A 23,469-nucleotide genomic window follows, 5' to 3' on the forward strand; every position below is an offset into this window, starting at 1 on the left:
GTGTCGTGTCCGTCTCCGGACGGGTGGCGACCACCCGTCCGGAGACGAACGCGGCTGCGGTCAGCGGTACTGCGTGAACGCCGCCGTCGCCGGGTCGGAGCCGAGACGCTGCCCGGTCTCGAGCCCGGTGATGTCTGCCATCTCCTGTGCGGACAGCTCGAAGCCGAAGAGGTCGAGGTTGGACGCGATGCGCTCGGGGTCCGTCGACTTCGGGATGATGATGTGGCCGTTCTGGACGTGCCAGCGCAGCACCGTCTGCGCAGCCGTGACGCCGTGCGCCTCGGCGATCGCGACGACGACGTCGGACTCGAGGTCCTCGCCCCGGCCGAGCGGGCTGTAGGCCTCGACGGTGATCCCGGCCGCGCGCGAGTCGGAGGCGAGCGACCGCTGCTGGAAGGTGGGGTGCACCTCGATCTGGTTGACGGCCGGCACCACGTCGGCGGACTCGAGGAGCGTGGTGAGGTGCTCGGGGAGGAAGTTGGAGACGCCGATCGCGCGCACCACGCCGTCCGCGTAGAGCTTCTCGAACGCGCGCCACGTCTCCACGTACAGGCCCTCGCTCGGGTACGGCCAGTGGATGAGGTAGAGGTCGACGTAGTCGAGGCCGAGCGCAACCCTGCTGTTCTCGAACGCCGTGAGGGTGCTCTCGTAGCCCTGGTCGCCGTTGCGCAGCTTGGTCGTGACGAAGAGGTCCTCGCGCGCGACGCTGCTCGCACGGACCGCCGCACCGACCCCTGCCTCGTTGTAGTAGCCGGCCGCGGTGTCGATGTGGCGGTAGCCGGAGCCGATGGCGGACTCGACGGCGCGCTGCGTGTCGTCGGCCGGGATCTTGAAGGTGCCGAACCCGACCTGCGGGATCGTGATGCCGTTGTTCAGTGTCACGGTGGGGTGAGAAGTAGTCATACGTCTTTCATACCGCAGCGTGCTGCGCGGTGCAGGCTGTGCCTGCGCCTTCCGGTCGCGGCCGGCCACCGCTACATTGCCTCGTATGGCCGACGACGCACGCCTCTCCCCTGCTGCCCCGCGCTACGCGGTCCGGCCCGCCGACACCTCCGACCCTGCCGAGGTCGACCGTCTCTACGAGATCTGCCTGCGAACCGGCGACAGCGGCGAGGACGCGACCGACCGTGCCGTGCACCCACGGCTCATCGGCGACCTCTTCCTCGGTCCGTACCTCGCCTTCGAGCCCGAGCTCGCGTTCGTCCTCGTCGACGAGACCCGCACCGGTCCGGACGCCGTCGTCGGCTACGTCCTCGGCGTCCGCGACAGCGCAGCGTTCGACGCCACCGTCGTCCGCGACTGGCTGCCCGCCGTCCGCGAGCGCTACCCGCTCGCCCAGGCGCGCGACGCGTCGTTGCCTGTGGGGACGGTCGACGCGATGTTCATCGAGATCCTTCACGACCACCACGGACCCGACCCGGCGTTCCTCGACCTGTACCCGGCGCACCTGCACGTCGACGTGCTGCCGCAGGCGCAGGGCGGCGGCAACGGCCGTGCTCTGCTCGAGACGCTCTTCGGTGTGCTGCGGGGGCTCGGTGTGCCCGGGGTGCACCTCGGCATGGCGGCGGGCAACGTCCGGGCGGGCGGGTTCTATGCGCACCTCGGGTTCATGCAGCTTGCGGCGGACGAGAACGTCGTCCACGTGGGGCTGCGTCTGTGACGCGAGGCACGTGCCCGGCGGGGGCGGGGGCGTCGGTCCCGTGAGGTGGCGCACCTGCTGCCCGGTAGGTTGAGCCCGGGGCATCTCGCCCCGTCCGTGTGAGGAGCCACCGTGCTTGTTCTTGATGACGTGCTGGTGTGCAGCGCGACCGACATCGCCCTGTCGGCGACGTGCGAGCTGGCGCTCCTCAGCGCGCTCGATCTGCGTCTGGGGCGGACGGCGGCACCAGCCGCGGTGGCGGGCGACGCGATGCTCGCGCGCACGGCGCACCTCGGCCTCGCGCACGAGAAGCGAGTGCTCCAGGACTACCTCGAGCGCTTCGGTCCGCACGACCCGGCGACCGGCTCGCTGCACCCGGACCGTGGTGTCGCGGTCCTCGAGGACGAGCGGTGGGACACGGCCGAGGATCTTCGGGCGGCGCACGAGCGCACGGTCGCGCTGCTGCGCAGCGGTGTGGACGTCGTCTACCAGGGCACCGTGTTCGACGGTCGGTTCCTCGGTCGCCCGGACTTCCTCGTGCGTCACGCCGACGCGCGCTCGGTCCCGCGCACGTCGTCGTCCCACGCGTCGTACACGGTCGTCGACACGAAGCTGGCGCGCCACGCGAAGGTCACGGCGCTCCTGCAGGTGGCGGCGTACGCGGACCAGCTCGCGTCGGCCGGGATCGCGGTCGAGCCGCAGGTGCGTCTCGTCCTCGGCGACGGCAGCGCGTCGAGCCACGCGGTGGCAGACATCGTGCCGGTCTACCGCGAGCGCCGCGCACGGCTCGAGGCGATCCTCGACGAGCACCAGGGCGAGGACGGGCCTGTCGTCTGGGGCGACGAGCGGTACCTGGCGTGCGGTCGGTGCGACGTGTGCGCCGTCCATGTGGCGGCGCACCGCGACGTCTTGCTCGTCGCGGGCATGCGCACGACGCAGCGTGCGCGTCTTGCGGCGGCCGGGCTGCGGACCATCGACGATCTTGCGGCAAGCAGCGGCCCGGTCGCGGGGCTCGCCGAGCGCACGCTCCATGCGCTGCGCGAGCAGGCCCGGATGCAGGTCGCGCAGGAGCACCGCCCCCTGCTGGCGAACGGGCAGCCGGACGTGCGGGCGGTCGTCGTCTCGACGGACGCGCTTGCCGCTCTCCCTGCTCCCGACCCGGGAGACCTCTTCTTCGACGTCGAGGGCGACCCGCTGTGGGCGGAGCGCGGCTCGGGCGACTGGGGGCTGGAGTACCTCTTCGGTGTCGTCGAGGCGGACGGCGCCGACGGGCCGGAGACGTTCCGGCCGTTCTGGGCGCACACGCGCGCCGAGGAGAAGCAGTCGCTCGTCGACTTCCTCGACTACGTGACGGCGCGACGCGCCGAGCATCCTGCGATGCACGTCTACCACTACGCCTCGTACGAGAAGACGGCCCTCGGGCGTCTCGTCGGGCGGCACGGTGTCGGGGACCGTCAGCTCGACGAGCTCGTGCGCGCGGGTGTTCTCGTCGACCTCTACGCGACGGTGCGCCAGAGCGTGCGGGTCTCCCAGCCGTCGTACTCGATCAAGAGGCTCGAGCCGCTCTACATGCGCGACGAGCAGCGCAATGACGCCCTCGACAACGCGGTCGACTCGATCGCTCAGTACGCGCTCGCGTGCGACCTGCGCGACGCCGGTCGCACGGACGAGCACGACGCTGCGCTCGATCTCGTCGAGGAGTACAACCGGTACGACTGCGTGTCGACGCTGCGCCTGCGCGACTGGCTGCTCGAGCGCGCCGCCGAGGCAGGCGTGACGCCGAGCGCCCCCGCCCTCGCCGAGGACACGGTCGTCTCCGCCCGCTCGATGGACGAGGAGAACCTCGAGGAGGCCATCGCGTCCGAGGCTCTCGAGCTCCTCCATGCTGCAGGTGACGCGCCCCGCGACGACCGCACGCCGGACGAGCAGGGCCTCGCCATGCTCGCGGCCGCGCTCGGCTACCACCGCCGGGAGAACAAGCCCTTCTGGTGGGAGCACTTCGACCGCCTCACGGCGCCGTCCGACGAGTGGGCGCAGTCGCGCGACGTGCTCGTCGCCGACACCGTGTCCGTCACCCGTGACTGGTTCAAGGAGGGCAACCAGCGCTCGCTGCGCCGTGAGATCACGCTCGTCGGCGCGCTCGCCACGGGCAGCACCCTCGGGGCCGGGTCGAGCGTCTGGTGCATCTACGCCGCGCTGCTCCCTGCAGGCCTCGTCGCGCCCGCAGGCGCGGTCCGCCAGGTCACCGGGACCGCCACGGTGCTGCGCGTCGCCTCGGACGAGGCAGGGCGCGACGTCCTCGTCGTCGAAGAGGTCCTCAAGAAGGGCCTCGACCCGTACGACGAGGTGCCCATGGCGATCGGCCCCGGCAGCCCGGTCCGCACCACGCCGCTCGAGAACGCGATCCGCGAGGTCGCGAGCAGCGTCCGCCGGTCCCTGTACCTCCCAGGCCGCTCGTTCCCGGCCCAGGCTGGGCTCGACATCCTCCGTCGGCTCCCGCCGCAGCTGCGCGACACCTCGGGCCCGGGCGGCAGCGCGACGGGTGCCCTTCCGGCTCCGCGCACGGGCAAGGGCGCGTACATCAGCGCCATCACCGACGCGGTCCGCGCGCTCGACCGCTCGTACGTCGCCGTCCAGGGCCCGCCCGGGACCGGCAAGACCTTCGTCGGCGCGCGCGTCATCGAGCGGCTCGTGCGCAGCGGGTGGCACATCGGCGTGGTCGCGCCGTCCCACGCCGTCGTGGAGAACCTCCTCGACACGATCGTCGAGGCGGGCGTGCCCGGCTATCGCGTAGGCAAGACTCCCCACGACCCCGGCGTCGAGCGCACGTGGACCGCGATCCCCGAGAAGAAGCAGGCGAAGTTCCTCGCCGAGCACCGCGACCACGGCTACGTCATCGGCGGCACGGCCTGGGACTTCACGAACACCGCCAAGGTCCCGCGCGAGAAGCTCGACCTCCTCGTCGTCGACGAGGCCGGTCAGTTCTCGCTCGCCAACACGCTCGCCGCGTCCGTCTGCGCCCACAACCTCCTCCTGCTCGGCGACCCGCAGCAGCTCCCGCAGGTGACCCGGGGGACGCACCCTGAGCCTGTCGACCAGTCCGCTCTCGCCTGGGTGGCCGAAGGCCACGACGCGCTTCCCGCAGACCGCGGGTATTTCCTCGAGCGCACCTGGCGCCTGCACCCGGCGCTGTGCGCCCCGGTGTCCCGGCTCGCCTACGACGGCCGGCTCCTCTCCGAAGAGGCCACGACGACGGCTCGCGACCTCGCCGGGGTCGCTCCCGGCGTGCGGACCGTCCTCGTCGAGCACCGCGGCAACGCCGTCCTCTCGGTCGAGGAGGCCGACGAGGTCGTGCGACAGGTCGCCGCCCTGGTCGGCACCCCGTGGTCAGACGGGACCACCGACGAGCCCGACGACGAGCGCGTGTACCGGCCTCTCGCCGACAGCGACGTCCTCGTCGTCGCCGCGTACAACGCGCAGCGCGCCCTCGTCGAGCGTTCCCTGCGAGCCGCCGGGTTCGCCGGCACCCGCGTCGGGACGGTCGACACGTTCCAGGGTCAGGAGGCGCCCGTGGTCATCATGACGATGGCCGCCTCGTCTGCCGAGGACGCTCCCCGCGGCACAGGTTTCCTCCTCTCGCGCAACCGCGTCAACGTGGCGGTGTCCCGGGGCCAGTGGCTCGCGATCGTCGTGCGGTCTCCGTGGCTGACCGACCACCTCCCCTCGACGCCGGAGGGCCTGTGCGAGCTCGGGGCGTTCATCGGGCTGAGCGGCACGCAGGGCTGACGCTCGCCCGGCCGGCCGGGCGAGCGAGCGGATGAAAAACGTGGTGATCGAGCGCACACGCTCGCCTCGAGAGACGATCCGTCCGATAGTCCACTCATGACTACATCGAGCTCGGACGTCGTCGCCGACCGTCCAGACGTCAGGGTGGGTGGAGCACGCACCAGCTTCGACGCCGCGCACAGCCACGTCCTGCACGTCCTCAACACTCCGGAGGACCACGGCTCGTACCCGGCGTACGACGCCTACGAGGGCGGGCCCTCGGAGCGCCTCTCGTCGGCCGACCTGCTCGCGCCATGGTTCGTCGGAGCGCCTCTCGCCAGCATCGCGACGTACGACGCGCTCGTCGACAACCTCCCGTCGATCAACGCCGTGCTCAGCGCGATCCCGCTGGAGACGTCCCTCGTGGGCGCCACCTACGACGACCTGGGGAGCGTCCTCGACCTCTACGCGTTCCTCGACACCCACCCGATGCCCGGCGTGTCCCTGACCACGTTCTCGGCGCTCTTGCACCGCAAGCGCCCGCGCCTCGTCCCAGTCTTCGACAAGCACATCTCCTCCTGCTACCTCGACGTCGAGGGAGCACCGCTCAAGCGCGACGACCGACGCTCGTACGCTGCGTTCGCACAGCTGTGGCTCCGTGCCGTCCAGCGGGACCTCGACAGCCAGCTCGACACGTGGGCGGAGCTCACCACGCTCGTCCCGCTCGACGGCCCGCCGATCAGCGCGCTGCGCGCCATGCACATCGTCGGGTCCTCCATCGGCACGCCCTCGCCCGAGACCGGCATCCTCACCGAAGAGACCACCACCTGACACTGCCACTAGCCACGACGGCCCGAGGTGTGTAGTCTCGGGACAGAAGTTGCTGTGCATCTCATGTCTTTGCCGCATCCGGGCCAATGCCCGCGGATCTTGTTCTTCAAGAGTTGACGACGGAACACCGTGACGAACGCCTCCGACACGCGGAGCCGTTGTGATCACTCTTGAAGGAGTATCAAATGACTGTTGGAACCGTGAAGTGGTTCAACGCCGAAAAGGGCTTCGGCTTCATCGCACCTGAGGACGGCTCGGCCGACGTGTTCGCGCACTACTCCGCGATCTCGTCCAGCGGATACCGCTCCCTCGACGAGAACCAGAAGGTCGAGTTCGACGTCACGCAGGGCCCGAAGGGCCCGCAGGCTGAGAACATCCGCCCCCTCTGATTCTGGTGCCCTGACCTGGGCAGTCTGAGTAGTCGGACGCCAGGACAGCTACCAAGATCTCTACGAATGCCCCGGGACTCGTTCCCGGGGCATTCGTGTATCCAGACCTGCTGGGACAGCCGCGTCGCCGACCACGCCCGAGCTCGAGCGGAACTCACCGGTCGGCGGCCCCCGAGAACGACCTCTTGCGCTCACCCACTCCCCTCGGAGCCCCCATGAGCGCGACGCTCACCCTGCCCGACCCTTCAGTTCCTCCCGAGTCGCCTCGCGTCCGCGCGGTCACCGACTTCGCCGAGATCTCACGACGCATCCAGGACGCCGGCCTCATGCGCCGCCGCTACGCGTACTACTGGGCCAAGCTCGTCGGCATGGTCGTCGTGTGGGCAGCGCTCATCACCGCGTTCGTCCTCGTCGGCGACTCCTGGTGGCAGCTCGCCACCGCCGTCGTCGCAGCCGTCGTCATGACGCAGACCGCTTTCCTCGGCCACGACGCCGCGCACCGCCAGATGTTCGTGTCCGGCAAGTGGAACGAGTGGACGTCGCTCGTCGTCGCGAACCTCTTCGTCGGGCTCAGCTACGGCTGGTGGCAGCACAAGCACACCAGGCACCACGGCAACCCGAACAAGGAAGACGTCGACCCAGACATCGACCTGCCGGTCCTCGCGTTCACCGCGACCCAGGCCGCCTCGCGCCGCAACCCGTTCACACGCTGGTTCGCCGCGCACCAGGGCTACTTCTTCTTCCCCCTGCTGCTGCTCGAAGGCATCGACCTGCACTACCAGGGCCTCAAGCGCGTCTTCGGTCGCGAGCCCATCGCCCGCCGCGGCGTCGAGATCCTCTTCCTCGGCACCCGCCTCGTCGGCTACGTCGTCCTCGTCTTCGCGGTGCTCTCCCCGGTCAAGGCCGTCGTCTTCATCGCCCTGCACCTTGCACTCTTCGGCCTGTACATGGGCGGCTCGTTCGCACCGAACCACAAGGGCATGCCCATCGTGCCGAAGGACCTCAAGATCGACTTCCTGCGTCGTCAGGTGCTCATGAGCCGCAACGTCACCGGCGGACGCTTCGTCGACGTCGCGCTCGGCGGGCTCAACTACCAGATCGAGCACCACCTCTTCCCGAGCATGCCGCGCATCAGCCTGCGTCGGGCGCAGCCGATCATCGCCGCGTTCTGCGCCGAGAAGGACGTCAAGTACACCCAGACGACGCTCTTCACGTCCTACGGCATCGTCATCCGCTATCTCAACGAGGTCGGCCTCGGCGCTCGGGACAACTTCACCTGCCCGCTGGTGCAGTCCTACCGCTGACGCAGACCTGTCGCGGATCCTCACGCCTTCTTCGCTGCCCCGGCGCGTGGCGCGCTCCCGGACGGGCTAGCCTCAGAGCGAGGACGCAAACCGCGAAGCCGCACCACCAGCGGCGCAAGGAGCCGCACTGTGAGCAGCACGGACAACCCCACGCCCACCCGCACCGTGAGCACCCAGGTCGACGTCGGCCAGGGCCGGGTCCGGGGGACCATCACCGCGAGCGGGCTGCGTGCGTTCCGCGGCATCCCGTACGCGGCCCCGCCCGTGGGCAACCTCCGCTTCCGCGCTCCTCAGGGACCGGTCCCCTGGACCGGTACCCGCAACGCCATGCACCACGGACCGGTCGCACCGCAGCGCGTCACCCAAGGGTTCTCCGCCGCCGGGCCGGAGACCGAGCAGTCCGAGGACTGCCTCACCCTGAGCATCCTCGCTCCGCAGCCGGGGCCCGACGACGCGCCGCGCCCCGTCCTCGTCTGGTTCCACGGTGGCGCGTTCAGCCGCGGCGCCGGATCAGCACCCGCCTACGCAGCCGACACCCTGGTCGCTCGCGGAGACATCGTGGTCGTCACAGTGAACTACCGCCTCGGTGCGCTCGGCTTCCTCGACTTCTCGCAGTACTCGACCCCGCGGCGGACGTTCGAGTCCAACCTCGGCCTGCGTGACCAGGTCGCTGCGCTCGAGTGGGTCCGGGACAACATCGCCGTGTTCGGCGGCGACCCGTCGCAGGTGACGATCGCCGGGCAGTCCTCCGGCGGCGCGGCAGTGACCACCCTCATGTGCGTCCCGTCAGCCCGTGGCCTCTTTCACCGGGCGATCGCCCAGAGCCCGACCCTCGCTGCGGCCTACAGCCCGGAGCGGGCAGCCGGCTGGGCACGCGACTTCATCAACTGGTTGCACACCACGGAGAGCCTCGCTGTGGACGCCCTGCTCAGCGCGTCACCGAAGGAGCTCGTCAACGCCGGCGCACGCCTGGCAGCCCTCGTCCCCGTCGAGACGCCTGGCGCGCTGTGCATGAGCCCCGTCGTCGACGGCGACTTCCTGCCGGAGCACCCGCTCGACGCGTTCGCGGGCGGCCGCTCCGCGCCCGTGCCGTTCCTCGTCGGCTCGACCAAGCACGAGGGCATCGTCTTCGCCAGGCCCGGTACGTCAGACGTCCCGATCACGCCCGAGGCGATCAACCTCATGTTCGAGATCACCGACCCGGGCGCACAGCTCCAGGTGCTCTCCGCCTATCCGGGGTACCCGAGCGCGCGCGCACGGGCCCAGCTCGGAGGGGACGCGACGTTCTGGGTACCTGCCGTCGAGGCGGCCCAGGCGCACGCGACCCGCTCGCCGACGTTCGTGTACCGCTACGACTTCATGACGCCAGCGCTCAACCTGGCGGGGCAGGGCGGCGGGCACGGCACGGACCTCGTGCCGGTGTTCGGCCTCCTCGACTCGGCTCGCGGACGAGGCATGACGTGGCTCGGCGGGCGCGAGGAGCTGGCCGCCGTCAGCGACCGGATGCAAGAGAGCTGGTTGTCGTTCGTCCGCACCGGCGCTCCTGTCGCAGGGTGGCCTTCCTACGATGCCGACGACCGTCCGACGATGATCTTCGACGCCCGCGACAGGGTCATCAGCGACCCGGGCCGAGAGCGCCGACGCGCCTGGGACGGCGTCGCGGGCTACCGCTGAGACCGGTCGATCTCGGACACCCGGATTTCACGGCGTGTCTAGCGACAACACCAGCGATGTGGCTAGAGTAAGTGGTGAAGTTGCAGTGCATCGCACGTCTTACCTGCACCGACGCGAGTCGGGGTAGTTCTTGGTCCTCAGGAGTGGACGACGCGCGCCGTGACGAGCGGCCTCCGCAGGGGAGGTCGTCTTACACGCTCTTGAAGGAGTATGAAGATGGCAGTTGGTACCGTGAAGTGGTTCAACGCAGAGAAGGGGTTCGGCTTCATCGCCCCCGAAGACGGCAGCGCTGACGTGTTCGCCCACTACTCTGCGATCCAGAGCTCGGGCTACCGCTCGCTCGACGAGAACCAGAAGGTCGAGTTCGACATCACGCAGGGCCCCAAGGGCCCGCAGGCGGAGAACATCCGCCCGATCTGATCTCGCACCAGCGTCGATCCGATTCTTGCGAAGGCCCCGGTCGGGAGACCGGGGCCTTCGTCGTCCCCGAACGGTGAAGACCTGGCCCGCTCAGCGCCCGAGACGGCTCGCGACAGCGCGCGCGACGACCTGCGGCACAAGCCGACCAGCGTGGTAGAGCGCGCGGGTCTGGACGCCGACGACCCGGTTGACCCCACGGGGCACCCCGAGGACCCGTGATGGCTGCGTGGCCTGTCGGTAGACCGCCGCAGCGATCGTCTCGGTGGAGAGCCGGACCCCGAGGGCACTGACGCTCCCGGCAGCCTGTGCGTCGTCGACGAGCGCGGTCCGCACCCACAGCGGCGAGACGCAGAACGCCCGGATACCGAACCGGAGCCACTCGAGGTCGAGCCCCTCGGTGATCGACTGGACGGCCGACTTCGTCGCGGCGTACGTGACGATGCCCGACTGGCCGTAGAACGCGGACGCCGAGCACATGGTGACGATGCGTGCCGGCTCACGCTCGGCCCCGACAGCGCCCTTTCCTCCCCCGCCGCGGGCACCTGCGACGCGCAGGTGGTTGAAGGCGGCCTGCGACCCCGCCAAGACGCCCTTGACGTTGATGTCGACGAGGCGAGACTGACTCTCCCAGGAGAGCTCCTCGAACGGCCCGGACACGATGGTCCCCGCGTTGTTGACGAGGACCGTGAGGCTGCCTGCGACAGCGACGAACTCGTCGAGCGCGCGGTCCCAGCCGCTACGGTCGGTGACGTCGAGCCGCGTGGTGACGACAGGGCGGCGCGGTCGGCCCGTGCGGAGATCGGTGACGTGCTCCCATCCTGTCGCGAGCGCGTCCACGTCGACGTCGCTCACGCCGACGGTCCAGCCGTGGCGGAGGAAGGTCTCGGCGGTGGCGCGACCGATACCTCGGGCGGCGCCAGTGATGAAGACGGTGGTCTGGGAGGTCATGGGGAGAACTATCCACCTCAGCATCGGTGCACGTCGCGCCAGAGATCTCGCCCGCCCAACGCCCACACCAACAGGCCGATAGTTTCGGCAGATCTTCGTTCCGAAGGACTCCTCATGGTCGGCCCCTCGAGGTCGATGGGCTGTGCGAGACCGGACCCATGGACGGGCCTGGGTCCAGGCCATGCGGACGGCCGAACAGAGGTCAGGAAAAGGTCAGTGGGTATCGAGGCAATCTCTTCACGCATCATGGAGATCCAGACGACGATCGCGTCGATGTCGCAGCGCACTGCGCCGGTCGCCGCCTCCGCGAGCGTGTCCACCGCTGCGTCGAGCACATCGACCGCGTCCTCGTTCGACACAGTGCTCGCCCAGGCTCAGAGCCTCACCTCCGGCACCTCGACCGTCACCGCGAGCAGCGCCTCCCGATCGACGCTCAACGCCGACGGGATCCCGACCGATCTCGCGGCCTACGGCAACGGCAAGATCCCGCACGACGCCCTCGCGTCGATCGGCACGACCGGCCACCGCCTGTGGGCACCGGCGAGCGAGTCCTTCGAGAAGCTGCTCGCGGCCGCGAAGGCGGACGGCGTCGACATCGGCATCACGGACTCTTACCGGACCTACGAGAGCCAGGTCGACCTTGCTGAGCGCAAGGGCTTGTACTCCCAGGGCGGCCTCGCCGCGACGCCAGGGACGAGCGACCACGGATGGGGCCTGAGCCTCGACCTCAAGCTCGACGGACCGGCGCTGGCCTGGATGCGGGCGAACGGCGCAGAGCACGGCTTTGTCGAGGACGTGCCGCGTGAACCGTGGCACTGGACATTCCAGGGCGAAACGTGACTCTTCAAGAACCCGCGGTCACTGGACGACGGTAGGATGACAGCGATTTCAGCGCGAAAGTATCGAGCATGCGCTTTCTTCGTTGAAATTCTGCGGAATCACCCATGGGTACTTCTCCCCATACTGTTCACCTCGCGTCGCCTTGAGTGCGGCCCCCGGTGGCTCTAGTGTCCTCAGGGTGATCAGTCAGAAGCTCGATACCGCAGCAGAAGCTCCCCCTACGCTCGTCTCGCTCCGGCGAGTCGGATTTGCCGGGCTGGCGATGGCTAACCTCATCGTCGAGCACCCACTCGCGCCGTCGACCCCCCTCACCCCCCGCGCGGTCCGCGGACGCCGTTCTGGCGCCCCCGCCCGCGAGCACGCCCCGGTCTCCTGACGGCTCGTCTCCCTCTCCCCCCCCACCCCTGCACCACCCCTCGCCCGCCCAGGGCGAGGGCGTAGTCATCGTGCGAGATCGCGCCTGCGGAAGCCCACGAAGCCGATCGTCACGAACGCCGCCGTCACGAGGGCGAGCCAACCGAGCCCGCTCCAGTCCGTGTGGGTCGTGGCCATCTCTGGCACGTGCCAGAACGGGCTGATCGCCAGGACCCAGTCGCTGAGACCGAAGCTCGGCCCGAGAAGCGTGAGGCCGAACGAGGCGAGGACGCCCGCCCACGCGGCGATCCCCAGCGCCGGACGGGCCCCGATGACGAGCACAGAGAGCGCCACAACAGTCCAGACCGCCGGCGCGGTCGTCACCGCCTGCACGAGCGCGTCAGCGAAGCTCATCCCGATGTCCGCCCGTGCTGCGAGCAGCGCGACGAGGACCCCGGCGACGAGGACATAGACGGTCGAGGCGCCCAGCGCCAGCACCACGGTGCTCGCGAGGTAGCGGCGCCGAGAGACCGCGCCGGCGAGGACGGGCTCGACCCGGTCTTCGAGCTCCTCCGTGCGCAGCTTGAGGAGCACCTGGACGCCGGGCACCGCCGCGAGGATGCCCAGCAGACTCATGATGGTGCGGACGAACGCCGCGACCAGCTCGTCTGGGCTCGTCGCTCCGGCGGCCAAGATCTGCTGGACGGACGCGTCACCGCTGAAGAGGTCGTCGGCAGAGGCAGCGAAGTATCCGAAGACCACGCCGAGGCCCAGGAAGGCGACGGCCCACGTGATCATCGGTCCGCGGTTCAGGCGCACAGCGAGGCCCCAGGTGGTGAGCGTGGCACCGCGAGCGGACCCTGGGCGCGGCGCGATCGCCCCCTGCCCGTAGTCGCGACGGCTCTGCAGGACGAAGGCCACGGCCACCGCGACGAGCGCGAAGGCGACCGCGAAGAGCAGGGGCGCCCAGTGGCCGCCGCTGGCCGGACGGGTCTCCTGCATCCAGCCGAGCGGGTTGATCCACAGCGTCCAGGCCGGTGCGTCGAGCGAGGAGGAGAAGCCGCGGAGCACGAACAGGACGCCGAGGGTACCGACAGCCATCGAGCTGGCCGTGCGCGCGTCAGAGCCGATCTGGGAGGTCACCGCTGCCACCGCGGTGAACATCCAGCCGCTCGCAGTGAAGGTCGCCCCCAAGAGCAGGGAAGTCTCCCACCCTCCGCCGAACAGGATCGTGGCGAGGCTGGCGACCACGCCCGCGGCCAGGGACCCGACGAGCGCCACCGCGATCCCGGACATCAGCCGGGAGGAGCGGCCCATCACCCCGGAGGCCAGGAGCTCGGCCTGGCCGGAGTCCTCTTGAGCGCGGGTGCTGCGGATCACCGTGAAGATCGCACCGAGCGCGACGAAGAACCCACCCAGCGTGAGGCTGCGCCAGGCGTTGAAGCCGTCGACCGAGCTGAGGTCGTAGGCGGGGCCGAAGATCAGGCCGAGCGCGGGGTTCGCGCCGAGCGCGGCGGCGAGCGCCAGGCGCTCGGCCGCGGTCGGGAAGACCCACGGGTAGATGAGGACGGACGACGCCGACAGGAACGTGACGATCCCGATCCAGGGGGCGAACCGGCGGCCGTCGTGCTTGAGGGAGGTGCGCAGCAGCGGCACCGTCCCGGTGAGGGACGTCGCGACGGCGCTCATCGGGCTGCCTCTGCGTCGTCGCTGCCGTAGAGGCGCAGGAACAGGCTCTCGAGCGACGGCGGGGCGACGGTCAACGCCGTGAGGCCTGCGGGGGCGAGCAGGGTCATCGCCTCGCCGATCCGGCCGGACTCGACGCTCACCACCAGCGTGGCGCCGTCGACGTGGACGTCGCCGAACAGCTCGCGGTCGCTGAGGTCGGGGGGTCGCGTCGTGCTGGCGTGGATCGTGGTGCGGGCGCGCCCGCGCAGGTCGGTCAAGGTGCCGGACCGGACGATCTGCCCGTCGCGGATGATGCTCACGCGGTCTGCCAGGATCTCGACCTCAGCGAGGATGTGGCTGGACAGAAGCACGGTCGCTCCCCGCTGCGTGGCCTCGGTGACGACCTCTTGGAAGACGTTCTCCATGAGGGGGTCGAGGCCGGAGGTGGGTTCGTCGAGCACGAGGAGCTCGGCGTCTGAGGCGAGCGCCGCGACGATCGCGACCTTCTGGCGGTTGCCCTTGGAGTACTGCCGGCCCCGCTTGGTCGGGTCTAGCTCGAAGCGCTCGACGAGCTCGGCCCGACGCTGCTCGTCGAGGCCGCCGCGGAGCGCGCCGAGGAGGTCGATCGCCTCGCCTCCGGTCATCCCCGGCCAGAGGGAGACGTCTCCGGGGACGTAGGCCAGGCGGCGGTGCAGCTCGACGGTGTCGGTCCACGGGTCGCCGCCGAGGAGGCGGACGGTGCCGCCGTCGGCCTTGAGCAGGCCGAGCAGGATCCTGATCGTGGTGGACTTGCCGGCGCCGTTGGGGCCAAGGAACCCGTGCACCTCGCCTCGCTCGACCTCCATGTCGACGCCCCGGAGCGCCGGGAACTTTCCGTAGGACTTCGTCAGTCCCACGCTCTCGACCACCGTGTCTGGTCCGCTCATCGGATCGTCCCCTCGTGTCTGGTGCACCCGACGGCCGGGCACCCCCAGTAAACTCCCCATACAGAGAATTCCACAAGTGGGGAAGTCCACGCGCGGAGAGTATCGTGGGGGCATGACGACGCCTGGACCCCGACGGAACAGACCGACCGGTCGGAGAGCAGGCGACAGCGGCACCCGGGAGGCGATCCTCGACGCAGCCCTGAGCCTGTTCGCCGAGCACGGCTACGAGAGCGCCTCGATCCGCGCGATCGCCTCGACCGCAGGCGTCGACCCGGCGCTCATCCGGCACTTCTTCGGCGACAAAGAAGCGCTGTTCGCGGCAGCCGTCGCCGACCGGACCACCATCCCGACCCGCATCGCGGCCGCCATGAGCGGCGACCCGACGACCGCAGGCCGTGAGATCGCCGACGTGTACCTGCGGCTCTGGGAAGAGGCGGACACCCGGAAGGTCCTGCTCGCGCTGTTTCGCTCGGCCGTGACCTCAGCGAACGCCGCCGACATCCTGCGCGACGTGTTCCTCGCTCGCATCCTGGAGAACGCCGCCCACGACGCCGAGGAGATGCGACGCTTCACCCTCGCAGGCTCCCACCTGCTCGGCGTCGCCCTCGCCCGCCACCTCGTGCGGATCCCCCCGCTCGCGGACCTCACCCTCGACGAGCTCGTCGACGAGGTCGCACCGACGATCCAGCGCTACCTCACAGACACCCACCGCTAGAGGACGGCCGCCGGCCGTCAGACGAAGGCCGCGTGCCCCGTGATGGCTCGCCCGACGATGAGCGAGTTCATCTCGCGCGTGCCCTCGAACGAGTAGATGGCCTCGGCGTCAGCGAACCGGCGGGCGACACCGTAGTCGAGCAAGATGCCGTTGCCACCCATGATCTCGCGCGCCCACCCGACCGTCTCGCGCATCCGGCTCGTCGCGAACGACTTCGCCAGGGCCGCGTGCTCGTCGCCCTGGCGACCCTCGTCGAGCAGCTGGGACACCTGCATGCACAGGGCGATGCTCGCGGTGATGTTGCCGAGGCACCGCGTGAGCAGGTCCTGGACGAGCTGGTGGGCCGCGATCGGCTTGCCGAACTGCTCCCGCTCCTTGGCGTACGCGAGCGCGGCCTCGTAGGCGCCGATCGCGTTCCCCACAGCCTGCCACGCCACCTCGGCGCGCGTGAGCCTCAGGACGGTCGCGACGTCGCGGAACGAGTGGATCTCCTGGAGGCGCAGCTCATCGGGCACGACGACGCCCTGGAGCACGATGTCGGCGTTCTGCACGGTCCGCAGGCTCTGCTTGCCCTCGATCTTCGTCGCGGTGAAGCCCGGCGTCTCGGTGGGGACGATGAAGCCCTTCACCTGGTCGTCGGCGACGTCTCGCGCCCAGATGATCACGACGTCCGCAAAGGTCGCGTTGCCGATCCAGCGCTTGGCGCCGTCGAGCACCCACGTGTCGCCACGACGCGCCGCCGTGGTCCGCAGCCCCCGCGCTGAGTCAGAGCCTGAGAGCGGCTCGGTGAGACCGAACGCCCCGATGATCTCGCCACGGCCCATCCTCGGGAGCCACTCCTTGCGCTGGACGTCCGAGCCGCCGACGCCGATCGCTCCCATGGCGAGCCCGCTCTGCACACCGACGAACGTCGTGACGGACGCGTCGACCCGGCCCATCTCCAGCGCGGCCCAGCCGCGGTACCGGGCGCTGTTCTCGAAGTGGCGCGACTCTTCCCACGACGACCCGAGGACGCCGAGGTTGCCGAGCCCAGGGACGATCTCGTGCGGAAACTCGGCACGGTCCCAGCAGTCGTCGGCGATGGGGCGCACGTGGGTGTCGAAGAACTCCCGGATCTCGAGGATCGAGGTGTTCTCGCGGGCGGTGAGGCTGTCCTGGAAGTGAAAGAAGTCGACTTCGAGGGATCGTGCAAGCATCCTGAGCTCCGTTGCTGTGGGTGGCCGCGCAGGTCGGCGACGAGCCTGCGCAGGCCAACTATGCATCATTCCCCAGAACGTTGCATAGACCGCAGGGTGACCACATACCCCACGTCACAGGACGTTGCAGCCGCGAGAAGCGCCCGGCTAGGGTGCGCCCATGACCGACGAGCCCGGCGACACCAGCACCACGGCAGGGATGGGAAGCCTCGGCACCAGCCTCGTGCCCAGTGCCCTCTCCCGACGGCTGCAGCCCGGACCGGACCTCCACGAGGACGCCCTGCGGGCGTTCGTCCACGCCCGCAAGACCTTCATCGCCGGCGAACGCGTCGACATGACCGTGCTCGCCGCGAGCCTCGGCGTCGACCGCACGTCCCTGTTCCGCTGGGTCGGCAAGCGCGACGCCCTCCTCTCAGAGGTCCTGTGGTCCCTCGCAGCACCCACCCTCGACCAGGTCGACCGTCGGGCCGTCGGTGCCGGAGCCGACCGGGTCGTCACCGTGCTCACCGACTTCACCGGCGCGCTCATCGACACCGAGTACTTCCGCGCGTTCCTGCGCCGTGAGCCCGCCCGGGCGCTGCGCCTGCTCACCACGAAGGAGAGCCACGTCCAGCGCCGCTTCGTCGCCGTCACCGAGGCCGCCCTGCGCGAGGAGAGCGACGCCGGCCGCATGACGCTCACCCTCCCGTGCCACGACCTCGCCTACCTCCTCGTGCGGATCTCGGAGTCGTTCACCTACACCGACCTCATCACCGGCGAAGCCCCCAGCGGCGAGCGCGCGCTCGCCGCGTTCCGCCTCGTCCTGCGCCCGGCCTGACCTCGCACGGCAGGTCCGCAGGTCCGCTCAGACCCACTGACGCGCCGCACGAGACCAGGCCGCGCATCGACGGTCAGGCTGCGTCGTAGGCGACCGCGACGTCAAGGACCCAGACGACGCCGAACGCGTCCTCCACCATGCCGTAGAGCGGGGAGAACGCCGACGGTCCGAGATCGGCGAGCACGGTCGACCCCTCGGCCAGCCGTCCCCAGAGCTCGGAGATCTCGTCGGCAGAGTCGCCGCGCACGGAGACGAAGAGGGACTTCTCGCCCTGGTCGTACGGGACGCTCGCGGGGACGTCGTACGCCATGATCTGGAACCCGTTCTCTACGACGACCTGGCCGTACTTCACCTGCTGCGCCTCGGAAGGCGTCTCGACGCTGGACGCGTCCGCGTTCGTGACGACGACGAGCCGTCCGCCGAAGACGTCGTGGTACTTCTCGAGTGCCGCGCGCGCGTCGCCGCGGAAGTTCAGGTGAGGGGTGGTGGTGACAGTCATGTCTGCTCCTGGGTGAGATGCGCCCCGGGTCGTTCCCCGGACACCACGAACTCTCACAGCGATACAGGACAGCCTCGGTCCTCTACCGACCGTAGGGTCGGGCCTATGACGACGACCACCGCGACGACGTCTCGCCTCCTCGCGCTCCTCTCGCTCTTGCAGACACGACGAGACTGGCCCGGCCCCATCCTCGCCGAGCGCCTCGACATCACGCACCGGACGGTCCGGCGAGACGTCGAGCGCCTCCGCGAGATGGGCTACAGCATCCGCGCCCTCAGGGGACCGGCCGGTGGCTACCGCCTCGACGCAGGCACCGAGCTCCCGCCGCTGCTCTTCGACGACGACCAGGCCGTCGCGCTCGCCCTCGCCCTCCAGTCCGCGGCGTCGAGCGGTGCCGACATCGACGAGGCCGCCGTCCGCGCCCTCGCCACGGTGCGCCAGGTCATGCCGCCACGCCTGCGCCACCGGCTCGACTCTCTCGACGTCACCGTGCTCCCTGGACGGCCCTCGGCGCGGCCCTCCGGCGACCCCAGCAGCACCGCCGAGCAGGTGTCGCCCGGCCTGCTCGTCGACCTCTCGACAGCCGTCCGCGCCCGAGAGGTCCTACGCCTCGACTACGCGAGCACCGGCGAGCAGGACCGCGATCGGGACGACACCCGTCGCGAGAGCCGGGACCTGCGCCCACCCCGCCGCATCGAACCGCACCACGTCGTCACCTCGCACGGACGCTGGTACCTCGTCGCGTGGGACCTCGACGCGGACGGCTGGCGGATCTTCCGCACCGACAGGATCACCCTGCGCACCCCGAACGGTCCACGGTTCACCCCGCGAGAAGTTCCCGGCGGGGAGGTGCGCTCCTTCGTCTCCGCGCAGTTCAAGGGCGCACGACGGGCCGACGTCTGGCCCTGCCTCGGGACCGCCGTCCTCGACCTCCCGGCCGCCGCGGTCCTCCCGTTCGTCGGTGACGGGAGCGTCGAAGCACTCGGGCACGACCGGTGCAGGATCACGGTCGGTTCCTGGTCCTGGGTGGCGCTCGCCGCCTCGCTCGGCCGGTTCGGCGCCGTCGTCACGGGCGTCGAGCCGCCCGAGCTCGTCGACGCCTTCAGCCTGCTCGCGGTCCGCTACGCGGAAGCAGCGACCGCGAGCCGCTGACGTCAGTCGTTCGTGGTCGTCTCGTTCGTGGTCGTCTCGCTCGCGCGCCGGTTCCCGACACGGTGCTCGGCGTCCGGGTCTGCGTCCACGCCCGACCTCTCGCGCAACGCACGCCCGCGCTCCACGTCCTCCTGGGCCTTCTCGGCCTTCTTCTCGCTCGCAGACGTGTCGCGCGGCGGCAGCTGGATCGTCTCCTCCGCGACGATGCCCGCCTGGAGCTCGCGCCCACGCTCGATCTCCGCGTCGAGCTCGGCGCCGAAGAGGAGCGCGAGGTTCGTGATCCACAGCCACAGGAGGAAGACAATCACGCCCGCGAGCGCGCCGTACGTCGCGTCATAGCTGGAGAACTTCGACACGTAGAAGCCGAACCCGACCGAGGCGAGCGCCCACACGAGGATCGCGACGAACGCCCCGACGCTGAGCCAGCGGAACTTCGGCTGCCGCACGTTCGGGGTGCCGTAGTAGAGGATCGCGATGACGAGGACGACGAGCAGCAGGACGACGGGCCACTTCGCAATGTTCCATACGGTGAGCGTCTGGTCGCTCAGCCCGATGAACGCCCCGATGGCGCTCGCCACGGGCCCGGAGGCGACGAGCATGAGGCCGATGAGCGCGACGAGGACGAGGGTCACGAGCGTGATGAGCAGCATGATGGGGCGCAGCTTCCAGATCGGTCGCCCTTCGTCGATCTGGTAGATGCGGTTCATGGCGCGGCTGAACGCGTTGACGTACCCGGACGCGGACCAGAGCGCGACGACGAGACCGGTGACGAACGCGAGCCCGGCAGCCGAGGAGCCGGTCACCTGCTCGACGACCGGTTCGATCGTCTTTGCCGCATTGGCCGGGACGAAGTCCTCAAGCACGTTCATGAGGTTGTCGACGATCTGCTCGCTGTTGCCGACGAGCCCGAGGATCGACACGAGGGCCAAGAGCGCAGGCGCGATCGCCAAGACCGCGTAGTAGGTCAGGGCAGCGGCGAGGTCAGTGCACTGGTCGGAGAGGAACTCGCGGAACGTCTTGCCAGCGATGAATCCCCACGAGTGCTTGGAGAGATCGGTCGGCGAACCTGGTTTGCGGTCGTCCTCAGGCTGGGGTGCGTCTGCCTTGAGGTGGGCTGCCGACACGGTGTTGTCGGTATAGCTCATCGTGGTCTCTCCTTGCACGGGCACGGGGTGGCTCCCTATGGTCCGTCGGGTGAGACCGCACCGCTACCGGAACGCGACCTCACCGAGGTCTGTCGGCGCACCGGGGGCCGGCACGGCAGGCTGTGCGTCGACCCGGACGAGCAGGACCGCGATGTCGTCCGCGAGAGCATCACCGACGAGATCGCGCACGAGCACCGACGGCAGTTCCGCGAACGCCACTGTCCCAGACGACTCGAGGGTCGTGACGAGCCGTCGGAGACCGTCGAGGAACATCTCGTCGCGCCGCTCGACGAGGCCGTCCGTGTAGAGGACGAGGACGTCCCCCGGCCCCAGGAGCACCTCGTGGTCGTGGCGCGTGATCGAGGGCTCCACGCCGAGCATGAGACCGTTGCGGCCCTGCAGGATCTCGACCGTGCCGTCCGCGCGAGCGACGACGGGCGGCGGGTGGCCTGCGCTCGACCACCGCATCCGTAGCCCGTCTCCTTCGTGGCTGAGCCGCGCGACGATCGCCGTCCCGGTCGCGTCGAGCTTGATCCCACGGTTCGTCTTGTCGAGGATCGACAGGATGGCCGACGGCGGCTCGTTGTGCTCCCACGCGAACGCGCGCAGCATCGACCGCAGCTGACCCATGACCGCTGCCGCAGCGACGTCGTGCCCGGTGACGTCGCCGATCATCACGGCGATAGAGCCGTCCGGCAGCTCGATCGCGTCGTACCAGTCACCGCCGACCTCTTCCGTGCGGGCCGCAGGCTCGTAGATCGACGCGAACGTCACACCCTGGATCGTCGGGAGCGGCGAGAGCATCGCCGCCTGCAGCGTCCTCGCCACGCCCTGGCGCGCCGCGAGCATCTGCGCACGGTCCAGCGCCTGCGCGGTGTACCCCGCGAGCGCCGTCTTGATCGCCCTCGACTGCTCGTCGAAGACCCGTGGCATGTCCCAGACGAGCGTGAGCACCCCGAGGAGCTTTCCGCTCGAGATGAGCGGGAGCATGCCCCGCGCGCCGGTGACGTTGTGGGAGACGCTCGCCGTCATGGGGAACTTCCGCACCATCTCGGCGCTGTCGGTGAACATCATGGGCTTGCGGGTCAGGGCGACCAAGGACAGCGGACGGTCGTCGCCGATGTACGCCGTACGCCAGTTCTCGTCGATCTCGTCGTAGAAGCCGTCGAGCGACGTGTAGGTCAGGGACATGCCGTCCTCGTCGAGGAGGGCGAGGCCTGCGTAGCGGGCCCCGAGACCCGTGGTCGCGACGCGTCCTGCGGTCGTCGCCACGTCGTCGATCGTGATCGCGTCCGCGAACGCGTCGCTCAGCAGGAGAAGCAGGCGGCTCTGCCTGTTCGTCTGCGTCGTGAGGCGCTGGATCTCGCGAGAGCGCGCGTGCTCTCCTCGCAGCCGCAGCTCCGACGAGCACACGTCGGCCAGGTCGGCGCAGAGCTCGAGGTCGGAATCAGACCAGTCCCGGGGACCGGCGTCGACGACGCACAGGGCACCGATCGGGACCGTTCCGATGCTCCGGAGCGGAAGAGCGACGAGGGCCCCGACCTCGGCGTCCGGACCAGAGAGAAGGTCACGCAGGGCGGGATCGTGCTGCAGGTCCCGACTCACGACCGGGGCGTCGCGCGCCACGACCAGGCTGGCGACCGACCCGCCCAGGTGCACCGCACCGTCGAGGGTCAGCGACACGACCGCTGCCGTCGCGCCGAGCTGTGCCCGCGCCAGGCGCGCATAGCGCTCCCGTGTCTCCTCGTCGAGGAGCTGCGCCCCGCTGGCGCTCGCGCCAGGACGCGGCGAGGATGGGGAGGTAGACGGCACGAGAGTGATTATCCACGGCAGCGCACGATTCACCGTCCCGTCGGCGATCCCTGCGCCTCATGCATCTCTGCCGCAGGTCGATGGGATCGTGCAGGTGCGCGAGGCGCTCGCGGAGAGGAGCCGAAAGCATGGGCAAGAGAAGGTCGGAGGCCGACCAGCAGGTCGCGGAGCTGCTCCGGACGGCCAAGGAGGCGATCGGGCTCTCCGTCGCGTTCCTCTCGCGGATGGACGGCACGGTCCAGCACCTCCAGGTCGTCGACTCCTCGATCCCCCTCCTCTTCCCCGAGGGGGCGCGGCTCAAGCAGGAGACGACCTTCTGCCAGGCGATCCTCGACGGCCGTCTGCCTGCTGTCATCCCGGACGTCCGCAAGCACCCTGCGGCGATGGCTCTGCCTGCGGCGAAGTTCCCTCGCCTGCGCAGCTACGTCTCGGTGCCTGTGACGTTGAGCGACGGCACGCTCTACGGGACGTTCTGCGCGGCCGGCCTCACGACGGACACGGGCCTGACCCTGCGTGACAAGGCACTCCTGGGCGTGCTGGCGTCGGCTGCTGCTGTGATCATCGAGCCAGGCGTGGTCGAGCAGGAGCGGCGCGACGAGATCACTGAACGCCTCGTGCCGGTGCTCGACGGGCGCGGACCTGTCGTCCTCCTCCAACCGATCGTCGATCTTCCGACGGGACGCCGGGTCGGTGCCGAGGCGCTGAGCCGGTTCCCCGCCGAGTGGGGCATGGCACCGGACGTCGTCTTCGAGCAGGCGCACAGCGTCGACCTCGGTCACCGGCTCGAGCTCCTCGCGCTCGAGCGGGCAGCCGACCACCTCGACGCGGTGGACGGGTACGTCGCGATGAACGTCTCGCCGCAGACGCTCCTCACCCCCGGTTTCACCGAGCTGCTCGAACGGCTGCCTCTCCCCCGGGTGCTCCTCGAGCTGTCGGAGCACGACCAGGTGGAGGACTACGACGCCCTGCGCGCCGTCCTCGCCGGGCCGCGCGCAGCAGGCATGCGGCTGGCGATCGACGACGTGGGTGCGGGCTTCTCGTCGTTGCGGCACATCGTCTTGTGCGCCCCGGACGTCATCAAGCTCGACCGGAGCATCGTCGACGGCGTGAGCACGGACCCGGTGCTCTCGACGCTCGTCGGCGCGCTCGTGGAGTTCGCGCACGGGAACGGGACGCTCGTCGTCGCCGAAGGGGTGGAGACAGCCCAGGACGTCGAGGCGCTGCGCGGCCTGCACGTCGACCTCGCGCAGGGTTGGTTCTTCGGACGCCCCGGGCTCGCGGCGGACCTCGCGCCCGTGGGGCTCGCGGCGGTGGAGCACGCAGCAGACGGGTTCTCAGAGGACGACGAGCAGCCGATCGCGTCCTGACGTCGTCG

20 protein-coding genes are annotated in these 23,469 nt (G+C 70.0%); 12 read left to right on the forward strand and 8 right to left on the reverse strand.

Features of this window, described 5'->3' with window-relative positions; genetic code table 11:
- Positions 1 to 60 precede the first annotated feature (60 nt).
- Positions 61 to 903 carry an aldo/keto reductase gene (locus tag ATL42_RS11955; protein ID WP_098455540.1) on the reverse strand — a complete coding sequence of 281 codons (843 nt, stop codon included), beginning with the start codon at positions 901 to 903 and terminating at the stop codon, positions 61 to 63.
- A gap of 85 nt (positions 904 to 988) precedes the next feature.
- Between ATL42_RS11955 and ATL42_RS11960 the strand changes: the two genes are divergently transcribed.
- The 7 genes from ATL42_RS11960 to ATL42_RS11990 all read left to right on the forward strand — a co-directional run bounded on the left by ATL42_RS11960 (position 989) and on the right by ATL42_RS11990 (position 10,022).
- Positions 989 to 1,660 (forward strand): GNAT family N-acetyltransferase, encoded by a 672-nt coding sequence (locus tag ATL42_RS11960; RefSeq protein ID WP_098455541.1) that lies wholly within the window; start codon positions 989 to 991, stop codon positions 1,658 to 1,660.
- 111 nt (positions 1,661 to 1,771) lie between these two features.
- Entirely contained in the window at positions 1,772 to 5,425 is a 3,654-nt protein-coding gene (locus ATL42_RS11965; protein WP_098455542.1) for a TM0106 family RecB-like putative nuclease, read from the forward strand.
- Between the two features lie 96 nt (positions 5,426 to 5,521).
- Entirely contained in the window at positions 5,522 to 6,235 is a 714-nt protein-coding gene (locus ATL42_RS11970; protein WP_098455543.1) for a DUF6308 family protein, read from the forward strand.
- Positions 6,236 to 6,420: 185 nt separating this feature from the next.
- Positions 6,421 to 6,624, forward strand: coding sequence for a cold-shock protein (locus tag ATL42_RS11975; protein WP_098455544.1), 204 nt, complete (start codon positions 6,421 to 6,423; stop codon positions 6,622 to 6,624).
- 215 nt (positions 6,625 to 6,839) lie between these two features.
- The gene (locus ATL42_RS11980) at positions 6,840 to 7,928 is read left to right on the forward strand and encodes a fatty acid desaturase family protein (RefSeq protein ID WP_098455545.1); all 1,089 of its coding nucleotides are present in this window, start codon (positions 6,840 to 6,842) and stop codon (positions 7,926 to 7,928) included.
- Positions 7,929 to 8,057: 129 nt separating this feature from the next.
- A complete protein-coding gene (locus ATL42_RS11985) occupies positions 8,058 to 9,602 on the forward strand; it encodes a carboxylesterase/lipase family protein (RefSeq protein WP_098455546.1) in 1,545 nt (514 codons plus the stop codon).
- Positions 9,603 to 9,818: 216 nt separating this feature from the next.
- Positions 9,819 to 10,022 carry a cold-shock protein gene (locus ATL42_RS11990; RefSeq protein ID WP_066460786.1) on the forward strand — a complete coding sequence of 68 codons (204 nt, stop codon included), beginning with the start codon at positions 9,819 to 9,821 and terminating at the stop codon, positions 10,020 to 10,022.
- Positions 10,023 to 10,112: 90 nt separating this feature from the next.
- On the opposite strand, the gene ATL42_RS11995 is transcribed toward ATL42_RS11990, so the two are convergent.
- Complete coding sequence (locus ATL42_RS11995; protein WP_169925415.1) at positions 10,113 to 10,970, reverse strand: SDR family NAD(P)-dependent oxidoreductase; 858 nt, start codon at positions 10,968 to 10,970, stop codon at positions 10,113 to 10,115.
- 216 nt (positions 10,971 to 11,186) lie between these two features.
- On the opposite strand from ATL42_RS11995, the gene ATL42_RS12000 reads away from it, so the two are divergent.
- Complete coding sequence (locus ATL42_RS12000) at positions 11,187 to 11,810, forward strand: M15 family metallopeptidase (RefSeq protein ID WP_245862496.1); 624 nt, start codon at positions 11,187 to 11,189, stop codon at positions 11,808 to 11,810.
- A gap of 441 nt (positions 11,811 to 12,251) precedes the next feature.
- On the opposite strand, the gene ATL42_RS12005 is transcribed toward ATL42_RS12000, so the two are convergent.
- The gene (locus ATL42_RS12005) at positions 12,252 to 13,853 is read right to left on the reverse strand and encodes an ABC transporter permease (protein WP_098455549.1); all 1,602 of its coding nucleotides are present in this window, start codon (positions 13,851 to 13,853) and stop codon (positions 12,252 to 12,254) included.
- On the reverse strand, positions 13,850 to 14,758 hold the full coding sequence (locus tag ATL42_RS12010; RefSeq protein WP_098455550.1) for an ABC transporter ATP-binding protein: 909 nt from the start codon (positions 14,756 to 14,758) through the stop codon (positions 13,850 to 13,852). The genes ATL42_RS12005 and ATL42_RS12010 overlap by 4 nt, the downstream gene beginning before the upstream one ends.
- Positions 14,759 to 14,870: 112 nt before the next feature.
- Between ATL42_RS12010 and ATL42_RS12015 the strand changes: the two genes are divergently transcribed.
- Positions 14,871 to 15,473 carry a TetR/AcrR family transcriptional regulator gene (locus ATL42_RS12015; protein WP_098455551.1) on the forward strand — a complete coding sequence of 201 codons (603 nt, stop codon included), beginning with the start codon at positions 14,871 to 14,873 and terminating at the stop codon, positions 15,471 to 15,473.
- Between the two features lie 17 nt (positions 15,474 to 15,490).
- On the opposite strand, the gene ATL42_RS12020 is transcribed toward ATL42_RS12015, so the two are convergent.
- The gene (locus ATL42_RS12020) at positions 15,491 to 16,669 is read right to left on the reverse strand and encodes an acyl-CoA dehydrogenase family protein (RefSeq protein ID WP_098455552.1); all 1,179 of its coding nucleotides are present in this window, start codon (positions 16,667 to 16,669) and stop codon (positions 15,491 to 15,493) included.
- A 160-nt stretch (positions 16,670 to 16,829) separates the two neighbouring features.
- Between ATL42_RS12020 and ATL42_RS12025 the strand changes: the two genes are divergently transcribed.
- Positions 16,830 to 17,486, forward strand: coding sequence for a QsdR family transcriptional regulator (locus tag ATL42_RS12025; RefSeq protein WP_169925416.1), 657 nt, complete (start codon positions 16,830 to 16,832; stop codon positions 17,484 to 17,486).
- A 73-nt stretch (positions 17,487 to 17,559) separates the two neighbouring features.
- Here ATL42_RS12025 and ATL42_RS12030 read toward each other — a convergent pair whose 3' ends face one another.
- The gene (locus ATL42_RS12030; protein WP_098455553.1) at positions 17,560 to 17,985 is read right to left on the reverse strand and encodes a VOC family protein; all 426 of its coding nucleotides are present in this window, start codon (positions 17,983 to 17,985) and stop codon (positions 17,560 to 17,562) included.
- Positions 17,986 to 18,090: 105 nt separating this feature from the next.
- Here ATL42_RS12030 and ATL42_RS12035 point away from each other — a divergent pair, with 105 nt between their 5' ends.
- The gene (locus tag ATL42_RS12035; RefSeq protein WP_098455554.1) at positions 18,091 to 19,137 is read left to right on the forward strand and encodes a helix-turn-helix transcriptional regulator; all 1,047 of its coding nucleotides are present in this window, start codon (positions 18,091 to 18,093) and stop codon (positions 19,135 to 19,137) included.
- Between the two features lie 2 nt (positions 19,138 to 19,139).
- Here ATL42_RS12035 and ATL42_RS12040 read toward each other — a convergent pair whose 3' ends face one another.
- A complete protein-coding gene (locus ATL42_RS12040) occupies positions 19,140 to 20,282 on the reverse strand; it encodes a YihY/virulence factor BrkB family protein (protein WP_098455555.1) in 1,143 nt (380 codons plus the stop codon).
- A gap of 63 nt (positions 20,283 to 20,345) precedes the next feature.
- Positions 20,346 to 22,094, reverse strand: coding sequence for a GAF domain-containing SpoIIE family protein phosphatase (locus ATL42_RS12045; RefSeq protein ID WP_143556755.1), 1,749 nt, complete (start codon positions 22,092 to 22,094; stop codon positions 20,346 to 20,348).
- Between the two features lie 128 nt (positions 22,095 to 22,222).
- On the opposite strand from ATL42_RS12045, the gene ATL42_RS12050 reads away from it, so the two are divergent.
- Complete coding sequence (locus ATL42_RS12050) at positions 22,223 to 23,461, forward strand: sensor domain-containing phosphodiesterase (protein ID WP_098455557.1); 1,239 nt, start codon at positions 22,223 to 22,225, stop codon at positions 23,459 to 23,461.
- Positions 23,462 to 23,469: the final 8 nt, after the last annotated feature.

The organism is Sanguibacter antarcticus (assembly GCF_002564005.1).
In the GTDB taxonomy this organism is placed as follows: domain Bacteria; phylum Actinomycetota; class Actinomycetes; order Actinomycetales; family Cellulomonadaceae; genus Sanguibacter; species Sanguibacter antarcticus.

Bases quoted from the DNA above. Each gene is read 5' to 3' on its own strand.
- ATL42_RS11990 (WP_066460786.1), top strand. From the start codon at position 9,819: ATGGCAGTTGGTACCGTGAAGTGGTTCAACGCAGAGAAGGGGTTCGGC.
- ATL42_RS11995 (WP_169925415.1), bottom strand. From the start codon at position 10,970: ATGACCTCCCAGACCACCGTCTTCATCACTGGCGCCGCCCGAGGTATC.
- ATL42_RS12020 (WP_098455552.1), bottom strand. From the start codon at position 16,669: ATGCTTGCACGATCCCTCGAAGTCGACTTCTTTCACTTCCAGGACAGC.
- ATL42_RS12025 (WP_169925416.1), top strand. From the start codon at position 16,830: ATGACCGACGAGCCCGGCGACACCAGCACCACGGCAGGGATGGGAAGC.
- ATL42_RS12040 (WP_098455555.1), bottom strand. From the start codon at position 20,282: ATGAGCTATACCGACAACACCGTGTCGGCAGCCCACCTCAAGGCAGAC.
- ATL42_RS11960 (WP_098455541.1), top strand. From the start codon at position 989: ATGGCCGACGACGCACGCCTCTCCCCTGCTGCCCCGCGCTACGCGGTC.
- ATL42_RS11975 (WP_098455544.1), top strand. From the start codon at position 6,421: ATGACTGTTGGAACCGTGAAGTGGTTCAACGCCGAAAAGGGCTTCGGC.
- ATL42_RS12005 (WP_098455549.1), bottom strand. From the start codon at position 13,853: ATGAGCGCCGTCGCGACGTCCCTCACCGGGACGGTGCCGCTGCTGCGC.
- ATL42_RS11955 (WP_098455540.1), bottom strand. From the start codon at position 903: ATGACTACTTCTCACCCCACCGTGACACTGAACAACGGCATCACGATC.
- ATL42_RS12035 (WP_098455554.1), top strand. From the start codon at position 18,091: ATGACGACGACCACCGCGACGACGTCTCGCCTCCTCGCGCTCCTCTCG.
- ATL42_RS11970 (WP_098455543.1), top strand. From the start codon at position 5,522: ATGACTACATCGAGCTCGGACGTCGTCGCCGACCGTCCAGACGTCAGG.
- ATL42_RS12030 (WP_098455553.1), bottom strand. From the start codon at position 17,985: ATGACTGTCACCACCACCCCTCACCTGAACTTCCGCGGCGACGCGCGC.
- ATL42_RS12050 (WP_098455557.1), top strand. From the start codon at position 22,223: ATGGGCAAGAGAAGGTCGGAGGCCGACCAGCAGGTCGCGGAGCTGCTC.
- ATL42_RS12010 (WP_098455550.1), bottom strand. From the start codon at position 14,758: ATGAGCGGACCAGACACGGTGGTCGAGAGCGTGGGACTGACGAAGTCC.
- ATL42_RS11980 (WP_098455545.1), top strand. From the start codon at position 6,840: ATGAGCGCGACGCTCACCCTGCCCGACCCTTCAGTTCCTCCCGAGTCG.
- ATL42_RS12015 (WP_098455551.1), top strand. From the start codon at position 14,871: ATGACGACGCCTGGACCCCGACGGAACAGACCGACCGGTCGGAGAGCA.